Genomic DNA, 9,945 nt, shown 5'->3' on the forward strand with positions numbered 1-9,945 from the left:
CATTAAATGTAATTACAGTATTTGAGCCACAACAAATTGTTGTTGTCCCAGCTATTGAAGCTATTGGTACAGGATTAACTGTTAACGTAAATGGTCTAGTTCCAAAAAACGATGCGTTGCTATTGTCTGTTATTCTGATAATGATGACTTGCCCATTTGTACCTAAAAAATTATTTATAGGATTTATACCAGGGGAACCAATAGTATCTGCATCTGTCTGACTTAAATGATACGTAACAGTATAATTAGCAGCGCTGTTTGAACCCAAAGCAATGGGAGTTAATGGTGTGAAATCAAATATAGCAATTCCATCATTTGAAGGATCATCACATTGAGCAGCAATGGTAACTGGAGCAGGTTGAACAGTACAATTATTAATAATTAAATTGAATGACTTCGCCACTCTACAATTAAAACTATTTAAAAAAATGGATGCATAAACAGGATAACTTCCAATAGCTGTTCCAGGAGAATAAGCAGTTGGAACAGCAATTGGATTGCTTCCTAAATCAGCATCTGCTTGAGAGGTATGATAGGAAATATCATAATCTGTAGCACTTAAAGCCCCAAGAATAACACTATTATTTGAAGTCAAATCGAAAACATTATTTGGAAAACATACAGGGATGTCTTGCGGGGTTCCAGTTAAGTCGGTTTTCACGTTTAAAGTAGCTGTAGTCGTGGCCGTTTGAGGTACTCCACAAACTTGATAGGTAGCTTGTAAAGTGTATGTTGTTGTTGCAGCTGGACATACATTAATTGTTGGACCAGTACCAATATTAGTTGCTCCAACAAACCAGTCAATAGTGACGGGAACATTAGGTCCAGTTGGAGTAAATCGCCATGCTTCGTTAGTTGCTGACCAAGTTCCGGTATTTCTTCCTGGTGGAGTCGAATAAGGTGGAATCGCTCCACCTCCTTTGATTCCAATAGCGCCGTTTCCTCCATTCCAAGTTGTACATGATGATCTGTTTTTAACATAAATTTCAACTATATTAGAAATCTCATATAGCACTATTTGGGAAGATTGAAGTCCGACACTTGTACCGCAGCTAAACTGCCCTACATTACTAAAATTTACAATTAATTTTCTACAAGGATAAGTACCAACTAACTGATAATTAATACTTCTTACCGCAGGTGCCGCGGGAACTACACTGGTATTTGTGTCTTGATAAACGCCACAAATCATATTTCTAAATGGTGAATCTGTTCCTTGACCACTAACATTTGGAAAGTTAGAATTTTCAAAAGGTAAATCCTGCACATAAGCATTTTCTCCAAACACACCTGGTGCATAATTAGAGCCGAAACTAATTACACCATTATCACCTATTTGAACAGAATTAAAATTAGTTCCATAAAAACAAAAATCAAACGGCAACGTAAATACCGGAGAATAGGTATCATCATTAACGATTGGAAACTGAATAAAGGAAGGATCATTAAATGCTGCTTGAGGACAATAGGGAATACTTGAAACCGCATACCCTGTTGTAGAAGGTACTGGCGAAAAATTCGCTTGTAACGTTCTGCATTCTCCAGTGGTGCACAAAGTCAAATCCAAAGGACGAGTTCCTGTCGCAGCATCCGTTTTTACCGTAGCGCAACCGTTTGGAACTACCGTGATTGACAAGGTTAGCGTAGCTGGAATAAGATTTGTTTCGCACAGCGTGAAAAATCCTTTTATTTTGGTGAATTGATATACTACCGAGGCATTTAAAATTGGCGTCGTAAAACTTCCCGTTCCCAATGGACCAATCGCAACTGTGGTGGTAAGAGGTATTACAGTGGGGTTTACTAGTGTAACTGTAGAGTTCGGCGTACCAGTAATTGCAAATGTTGCCGTATTGCCAGGGCAAATAGTTTGGGCAGCACTGGTACTTGTTACATTAGGAACAGTAACAGATACAGCAATGTTTGACGTTGCACTGCAACTGGCAACGTTAGTTCCCGTGACAGTATAAGTTGTTCCCGCAAGAGGTACATTTGTTGCGTAAACTAGTGCTCTCGAATCGCCTGTGTAGGGAATCGTTGCGGCTACATCATTATATAAATTTAAAGTTGGTGACCAAATAAGTGTGGCTAAAGGCGCGTAAGTATATGTTGTTCCAAAAATCGGAACAGAATTATTACTATCATTAACGGCAGTTGTACTAGCACTGTTGGTAGCAAAAGTTAAACTACTATAATTTGCTGCACTCACAGTATAACCCGCAGAAATACTGTTCGAAGTTTGTGCTCCAATTGTACCGTAATGATATTCAATCACATTGGTGGTTTCATAAAGCCATATTTGAAAAGTGGAATTAGCAGCCGCAGCAATATTTTTAGGAACAGTAACATTCCATTCCGCAATAAAAATTCTATTTGGTGCAATTCCTGTTACTAAAATTTTAACATTTCCGTTCGTACCAGTGGTCAAATCATCCCAAAACGGATATAATTTTGGAGTATTTATGGAGCTTGTCGTTATATTAACGCTCTGATTTGAGGCTGCCGCACCACCAAAAAGTATCCATCCATCTGGCGAGATTGACAACTGTGTGAAATCTACACCACTAAAATTAAAAGTAAATCCTATCCCTGTTGCTGCAGAAGGCGTATTATCGACAGCACTATTTATGACGGTTGTTGCGCCAATCATAGGATTTAAAGAAACACCTGCAGCCGTAGATAATGTAAAACCTGTTGCTTTTAAAGCACTTGTTCCTCCCACACAAATAGGGTTTGGGACTGCCGTAATTCCTAATTGTAATTGTAAACTTATTTTCGCAAAACCCACCACATTTTTTGTACAAAATGATGGCCCTGCAGAAATTACACTTACCAATGAATAAGTAGTTTCAGAAGTTATGGGCGGAGTCGTAAGCGTAGCATTTCCAGAATTATCCAAAAGAATTGTTTGATTTGCGCCTCCATTAATAATGTATGTGACCGTGGCATTAGGTGTTCCAGCAAATGTTATAACCGTAGTAGCTCCGTTGCAAATGGTGGTTGTCCCCGAAATTGAAGCCGTAGGTAAAGGACTTACACCTACCGAAACTGACTTCACAATAGAAGCACAAGATCCTACAGTTGATGTAACCGTGTATACAGTAGGAACGATAGGCGTTACCGAAGGATTAGCAATAGAAGGTGTGGTTAGGGTGGCATCGGCAGGAACTGCAGACCATAAGTAACTCGCTGAACTTCCTGATGCGGTTAATGTAATTGGGCTCCCTAAACAAGTTGTTGCATTATTGCCGTTTGTTGTCAAAATTGTAATAGCTGGTCCAACAATTACATTTGATAACGTAGTGGTAGTAGCTATTGGCAAAGCACTATCTGTTACCGAAACCGAATAAGTTCCTGGTTGTAAACCAGTAAAAATACCATTGTTATTATTTACATTGGTAGCACCAGATCCAGTAATGTTATAAGTAAGATAAGGTGGCGTTCCACCAAAAGCCGTAACGGTTACAGAACCATTATTTCCAACAGCACAAACAGCGTTAGTGACATTATAAGAAACCATTAAATCGCTAGTTAACATAAAATCATCTACCGCAAAATCATTTCCAGCAGTTGTTGTGTTTGAATTCCATAATTCGATGGTAGCAGTTGTTGCAGTTGCTACAAAAGTGTAAATTACTTGTCTCCAACTCAATGAAGGTATTGGTGCTAATGTTGTTCCCGAGGTTAACAAAGCTGTGCCTCCAGTAATTAATATGGCAATATCGGCGGGACTTCCTAAATTAGAAACTGATTTTATCCAATAACTAAATCTATACGTTGTACCTATAGTTAACCCAGCAACGCCAGTACCTGTGTTACCTGCTTTCCAGAATCGTGGACTTCCAGCTGTTGTATTTCCATCAATAATAAGCATCTTACCGTTACCCGATGTATGATCTCCCTCTGAAATAAAATTGGCTGTGTTGACTAACTTAGGATTATTGGCTATCGCAAAATTACCTGTAATTGTGGTGCCAGAAAAGGGAGCATTTAACTGGGTATAGCCTGCACCATTTGTGACAAAGCCTACACCAGATCCTCCTGTTTCAAATCCTGGATTGCTTAATAGGTTTTGGGAATTAGAGTAATTTATAAATAGTAAACTTAAAAGAAGTAAAACTTTACCTTTCATTGTTATTCAAATTTTGGAGGGAAATTTACATAAATTTAAGAAAGAATTAACCCAAAAAGCTAATTATTTTCAAATATTAACACTTACGGATATAGTTTAAATAATATTATTTATATTTGACCCTAGTATTAAAACCTCAATTAATTCTTATATTTTAATGATAAATAACGATGATTTTCAGGATGAAATAGGCAACAGTCACCTTGCGACTAGTGCTCAAAATCCTGTGCGAGAAGACGCCTTTATACTTAATGATGATGAAAAAATAACTGCCATTAAGAAAGATGTTGAAAGTATTCTCAAAACTTTGGGAATGGATTTAACGGATGACAGCCTTAAGGGAACTCCTAACCGTGTAGCCAAGATGTTTGTGAAAGAAATTTTTGGCGGATTAAATCCTAATAAAAAGCCAAGTTCGTCTACTTTTAAGAATCATTACAAATATGGTGAAATGCTTGTAGAAAAAAATATTACGCTTTATTCAACCTGTGAGCACCATTTGCTACCTATTGTTGGTCGTGCTCATGTTGCGTATATTTCTAACGGAACAGTGGTTGGCCTTTCAAAAATGAATCGTATTGTGGATTATTTTGCCAAAAGACCTCAAGTACAAGAACGGTTAACGATGCAAATTGTGCAGGAACTGCAAATAGTTTTAAATACCAACGATGTTGCGTGTGTCATTGATGCTAGACATTTGTGCGTGAACTCCAGAGGAATCCGAGATATAGAAAGTAGTACGGTAACTTCAGAATTTGGAGGGAAATTTAAGGAAGAACAAACACGTCGAGAATTTTTAGATTATATTCGATTAGAAACCAATTTTTAATAGCCCAGATTGAAGTGACATCCTTTTTATTTTTTATAGGATTTACTGGAGTTTTCACGGAGGTACATCCTAAAAAATAAAAAGATATAGCGCAAAGCTGGAGATTGCTCCTGAAATAAATTTAGAATAAATATTGACAAAAATGCAACTTTATAAAAACCAGTTACTCAAAATATACAACTCGCTTACGGGAGAAAAAGAACTTTTTAAACCAATTCACGCGGGTAATATTGGCATGTATGTATGTGGACCGACGGTGTATAGCAATGTGCATTTGGGGAATGTGCGTACCTTTATGTCGTTTGATATGATTTTCCGTTATTTTTTACATTTGGAATATAAAGTTCGTTACGTTCGAAACATTACCGATGTAGGTCATATTGTAGATGATGTGGATGATGGCGAAGATAAAATTGCAAAAAAAGCGCGTGTGGAGCAATTAGAACCCATGGAAATTGTACAGCGCTATACTGTAGATTTTCATGATGTTTTGAATCAGTTTAATTTTCTTCCACCAAGTATTGAACCAACAGCGACTGGACATATCATTGAGCAAATTGAAATTGTAAACCAAATTATTGAAAAAGGATTTGCTTACGAAAAAAATGGTTCAGTTTATTTTGATGTAATGAAGTTTAACGAAACAAATCATTACGGTAAATTAAGTGGTCGAAACATTGATGAAATGCTAGCCAATACTAGAAATACTGATGGTCAAAGTGATAAAAAAAATTCGCAAGATTTTGCACTTTGGAAAAAAGCCGAAACCGAACACATTATGCGATGGCCTTCGCCCTGGGGAATAGGTTTTCCGGGTTGGCATTTAGAATGTACTGCCATGAGCACCAAATATCTTGGAGAAACCTTTGACATACATGGAGGCGGAATGGATTTAAAATTCCCGCATCACGAATGTGAAATTGCCCAAAACGAAGCAAGCACTGGTCATAGTCCTGTTAATTATTGGATGCATGCCAATATGTTGACTTTGAACGGAAAAAAAATGTCAAAATCTACTGGAAATAATATTTTACCGAGCGAAATTTATCATGGTGGAAGTCCGTTTTTGAGCAAAGCTTTTTCTGCAAATGTGGCTCGTTTCTTTATGATGCAAGCCCATTACCGAAGTATTCTTGATTTTACCAACGACGGAATTGTTGCTGCCGAAAAAGGATTTAACCGATTATTGGATGGTATAGCTATGACTAAAAATTTAATACCGAGCCCAATTTCTTCTTTGGAAATTCACACTTGGAAGCAGCATTGTTACGATGCTATGAATGACGACTTTAATACTCCGATTTTAATAGCCAATTTATTTGAAGGGATACGCTTTGTGAATTTGTTAAATGACGGGAAAGAAACTTTGACATCTGAAGATTTGATAACCCTTTCGGACACTTTAAAAACTTTTACATTTGACGTAATTGGCATTAAAGATGAAAAAACTTCAGTCGATAATTCAAATAAGCTTGATGGTGTTATTAATTTGCTCATTGGAATGAGAGAAGCAGCACGCGCCAATAAAAACTTTCTGCTTTCTGACCAAATTCGCGACCAATTATTGGCACTAGGAATACAACTTAAAGACGGAAAAGAAGGCACCACGTATAGTGTGTAACAATTATGTTAAATAAAATTGCAATAGCACCATTTTTAATTTTAATTTATTTCTATAAAATTGTACTATCGCCTTTGCTCCCTACAAGTTGTCGATTTCAGCCCACCTGCTCGAGTTATTTTATTGAGGCACTTAAAGTTCACGGACTATTTACTGGTTTTTTTCTAGGAATAAAAAGAATTGCTCGTTGCCATCCGTGGGGGAAAAATGGTTACGATCCTGTCCCTCAAAAAAAAGCTAGACATTAAAGTTTACCTAAATGATCCTAAATTTTGTTACAAAACACTATTTTTACAGCCATGACTTAACCAAAAAACAATCAATCATGATTTGGAACCCATCAGAAGGAATAAATATTGGTTTTTTTACGATCCGCTTTTACAGCCTAATGTTTGTCATAGCCTTTGGATTGGGATGGTACATTATGAAGCATATTTTTATCAGAGAAAAAGAACCCATTGAGAAATTAGACACACTATTTATTTGGACCGTTATTGCCACTTTGTTGGGGGCAAGACTTGGTCACGTATTTTTTTATGATTGGGAATATTACCGAAATAATTTATTAGAAATTTTACTGCCCTTCAAATTCAATCCCCAATTTGAATTTACTGGTTTTCAAGGTTTAGCCAGTCATGGTGCAGCTATTGCTATTATTATCACCATGTATTTTTACAGCAAAAAAATAATAAAAAAACCAATATTGTGGGTTTTGGACAGAGTTGTAATTCCTGTTGCGTGTGGTGCAATTTTTGTTAGAATTGGGAATTTTTTTAATTCAGAAATAGTTGGTAAAGTAACAAATTCGCCATTTGGAATAAAATTCGTTAGAGATTATTACTCGTCTAGAGACGTTGTTTCTATGACCCAAATTTCAAATGTTAATCAAGCGTATCATGCGCTAGTAACCGACCCAAAATATGCAGCACTTTTAGAAAAAGTTCCAACTAAACATCCTGCACAATTGTATGAAGCTTTTGCCTATATATTTGTGTTTTTAATTCTTTTTTTATTGTACTGGAAAACTAAAACCGCCGAAAAACATGGTCTGATTTTTGGCTATTTTTTAATTCTTCTTTGGTCCGTTCGATTTGTTGTCGAATTTGTTAAAGAAAGTCAAGGCGGAATAGAAAATATTTTTGGTTTGTTCTCCACCGGACAGTGGTTAAGTATTCCCTTTATATTGGTAGGAATTTACTATTTATTTGTGGCTGAGAAACCTTTTGAAGACGAATTCAAAATTTAAAACCAAAAATAAATTAACAATCTAAAAAATTACTTTATTCCTCTTCGTTGGCATTAGATTTGGCATAATTGCTCCATTTATGAATACAATCTTCAATGTCTTGCGGCAATTCGGTATCAAATCGCATGTATTCTTTTGTTGTTGGATGAATAAATCCAAGGGTTTTTGCGTGTAATGCTTGACGTGGCAAGGTTTTAAAACAATTGTCTATAAACTGCTTATATTTAGTAAAAGTGGTTCCTTTCAAAATCAAATCGCCACCATAGCGTTCATCATTAAATAAGGTGTGTCCTATATATTTCATATGAACTCTTATTTGGTGCGTTCTACCAGTTTCTAGTTTGCAAGAAACCAAGGTTACATAACCAAAACGTTCTAGAACTTTATAATGTGTTACCGCATGTTTCCCGATTTCTGGATCTTGAAAAACGGCCATTTGCATTCGGTCTTTTACATGCCTCGCAATATTACCTTCAATCGTTCCTTCATCTTCTTTAACATTTCCCCAAACCAAAGCAATATATTCGCGTTCAGTCGTTTTGTCTTCAAATTGCTTTGCTAAATGCGTCATGGCAACTTCGGTTTTGGCAATAACCAAAAGTCCCGAAGTGTTTTTATCAATTCGATGCACCAATCCTGGACGGTTACTTGAATTTTTAGGTAAATTTTCAAAATGAAAAGCCAAAGCATTGACCAAAGTTCCTGTATAATTGCCATGTCCCGGATGAACCACCAATCCTGGTGGCTTGTTAATGACTAACAAAGCTTCATCTTCATATACAATATCTAGCGGAATGTCTTCGGGGAGTATTAAATTTTCATAGGGCGGATGCGATAACATTACCCGAACCACATCCAAGGGTTTTACTCTATAATTTGATTTTACGGGTACGTCATTCACCCAAATGTTTCCGTCTTCGGCAGCTTTTTGAATTTTGTTACGAGTTGCATTAGCAATCAAATGCATTAAGAATTTATCTACCCGTAGCAGCGATTGTCCTTTATCTGCAATGTGTCGGTGGTGCTCGAATAATCCTTCCTCTTCAAATTCTGGAGCGTCGTTATTAAGGCTCATTTACAGGCATTTTAGTAGTATCTACTACAGTTGAATCAACCGTTTCTTCATAAGTAACTTTTCCGTCACCCAGCACCAAATCAATTTTGGAAGATTTCAAAACCTTATCGCCCGCCTTCAGTTTCTTGCCGTCCATTCGCATTTCGAGAACCATGTCTTTTCCTAAATACGGTTTATAACTTATAGTTCCTTCGTGCAATCCGACAGCTTCAAGAGTTGGCACTGCTTGACGATACGTTTTTTCTACTAAATCTGGGATAGAAACCATCGTATATTTTGAAGCATTTATTTTAATATAAATCTTTCTTCCTTGCTTCACTTTTGAACCTGCTTTTGGCTCTTGTTCGACAATGGTCAACTTCGGAAAATCGGGTCTGAAATCTACAGTATCCAAAATTATATAATCTAAATCGATAGCCACTAATTTTTCCTGCGCCTGTTCCGCTGAAAGTTTACTCAAATCGGGGACTGTTATTTCTTCTCCATGATGAGTCGTGTACGTAATCCAATGAAAAAATAAATACGAAACAGCAGCAATAATAGCCAAAGCGGCAAGTATTTGGGCAAAGAAAACTCGACTGGAAAGATACTTGCGTAAACTCATAAAGAAATTTTAATTTGCGCAAAGATATAAAAAGAAACGCTTCGCTCATGGATTTTTAGTCGCGCCCTTTGGGCTTTTAGAAACGCTTTACTAGAAGATTGTTAGAAAAATATTTTGTCTGCTATTTTAAGAAGTTTAAAGGCGAAGACGTAGCTAATAATCTAAAAGACGTAGTCATATTTAACAAAAAAATGATAATTTTGTACGAACTAAAACTTACTTTAATGAACGTAGCCGTAGTAATGGGTGGATATTCGGATGAATCAGTAATATCATTACGAAGTGGTCAATTAATCCTAAATCATCTTGACAAAACAAAATACCGGGCGTTTGAAGTCCATGTGCTTAAAGACGAGTGGTATTGCACAATCGATTCAATAAAATATCCTATCAACAAAGCGGATTTTACTTTTAGCAAAGACAATCAGACTATAAAATTTG

7 protein-coding genes and 1 pseudogene are annotated in these 9,945 nt (G+C 36.5%); 5 read left to right on the plus strand and 3 right to left on the minus strand.

All coding sequences use genetic code 11. From position 1 onward, the window contains the following. The coding region (locus Q0Q96_RS07170; RefSeq protein WP_293873005.1) for a SprB repeat-containing protein at positions 1–4,129 on the minus strand (4,129 nt) is incomplete at its 3' end. A gap of 157 nt (positions 4,130–4,286) precedes the next feature. Between Q0Q96_RS07170 and folE the strand changes: the two genes are divergently transcribed. The 4 genes from folE (at position 4,287) to lgt (ending at position 7,825) form a co-directional block, all read left to right on the plus strand. Beyond that, complete coding sequence (folE, locus tag Q0Q96_RS07175) at positions 4,287–4,958, plus strand: GTP cyclohydrolase I FolE (protein WP_293873007.1); 672 nt, start codon at positions 4,287–4,289, stop codon at positions 4,956–4,958. A 142-nt stretch (positions 4,959–5,100) separates the two neighbouring features. Further along, complete coding sequence (gene cysS, locus Q0Q96_RS07180) at positions 5,101–6,579, plus strand: cysteine--tRNA ligase (protein ID WP_293873009.1); 1,479 nt, start codon at positions 5,101–5,103, stop codon at positions 6,577–6,579. Positions 6,580–6,584: 5 nt separating this feature from the next. Continuing rightward, positions 6,585–6,827, plus strand: a complete 243-nt coding sequence (gene yidD / locus Q0Q96_RS07185) for a membrane protein insertion efficiency factor YidD (protein ID WP_293873011.1) — start codon at positions 6,585–6,587, stop codon at positions 6,825–6,827. A gap of 77 nt (positions 6,828–6,904) precedes the next feature. Then, on the plus strand, positions 6,905–7,825 hold the full coding sequence (gene lgt, locus Q0Q96_RS07190) for a prolipoprotein diacylglyceryl transferase (protein WP_293873013.1): 921 nt from the start codon (positions 6,905–6,907) through the stop codon (positions 7,823–7,825). Positions 7,826–7,859: 34 nt separating this feature from the next. Here lgt and Q0Q96_RS07195 read toward each other — a convergent pair whose 3' ends face one another. Both Q0Q96_RS07195 and Q0Q96_RS07200 read right to left on the minus strand, forming a co-directional pair. Next, positions 7,860–8,900 carry an RluA family pseudouridine synthase gene (locus Q0Q96_RS07195; protein WP_293873016.1) on the minus strand — a complete coding sequence of 347 codons (1,041 nt, stop codon included), beginning with the start codon at positions 8,898–8,900 and terminating at the stop codon, positions 7,860–7,862. Further along, on the minus strand, positions 8,890–9,504 hold the full coding sequence (locus tag Q0Q96_RS07200) for a PASTA domain-containing protein (protein WP_293873019.1): 615 nt from the start codon (positions 9,502–9,504) through the stop codon (positions 8,890–8,892). The genes Q0Q96_RS07195 and Q0Q96_RS07200 overlap by 11 nt, the downstream gene beginning before the upstream one ends. A gap of 224 nt (positions 9,505–9,728) precedes the next feature. On the opposite strand from Q0Q96_RS07200, the pseudogene Q0Q96_RS07205 reads away from it, so the two are divergent. After that, positions 9,729–9,945, plus strand: a pseudogene (locus tag Q0Q96_RS07205) (D-alanine--D-alanine ligase); the annotation flags it as partial.

The organism is Flavobacterium sp., assembly GCF_025352015.1.
Classification (GTDB): domain Bacteria; phylum Bacteroidota; class Bacteroidia; order Flavobacteriales; family Flavobacteriaceae; genus Flavobacterium.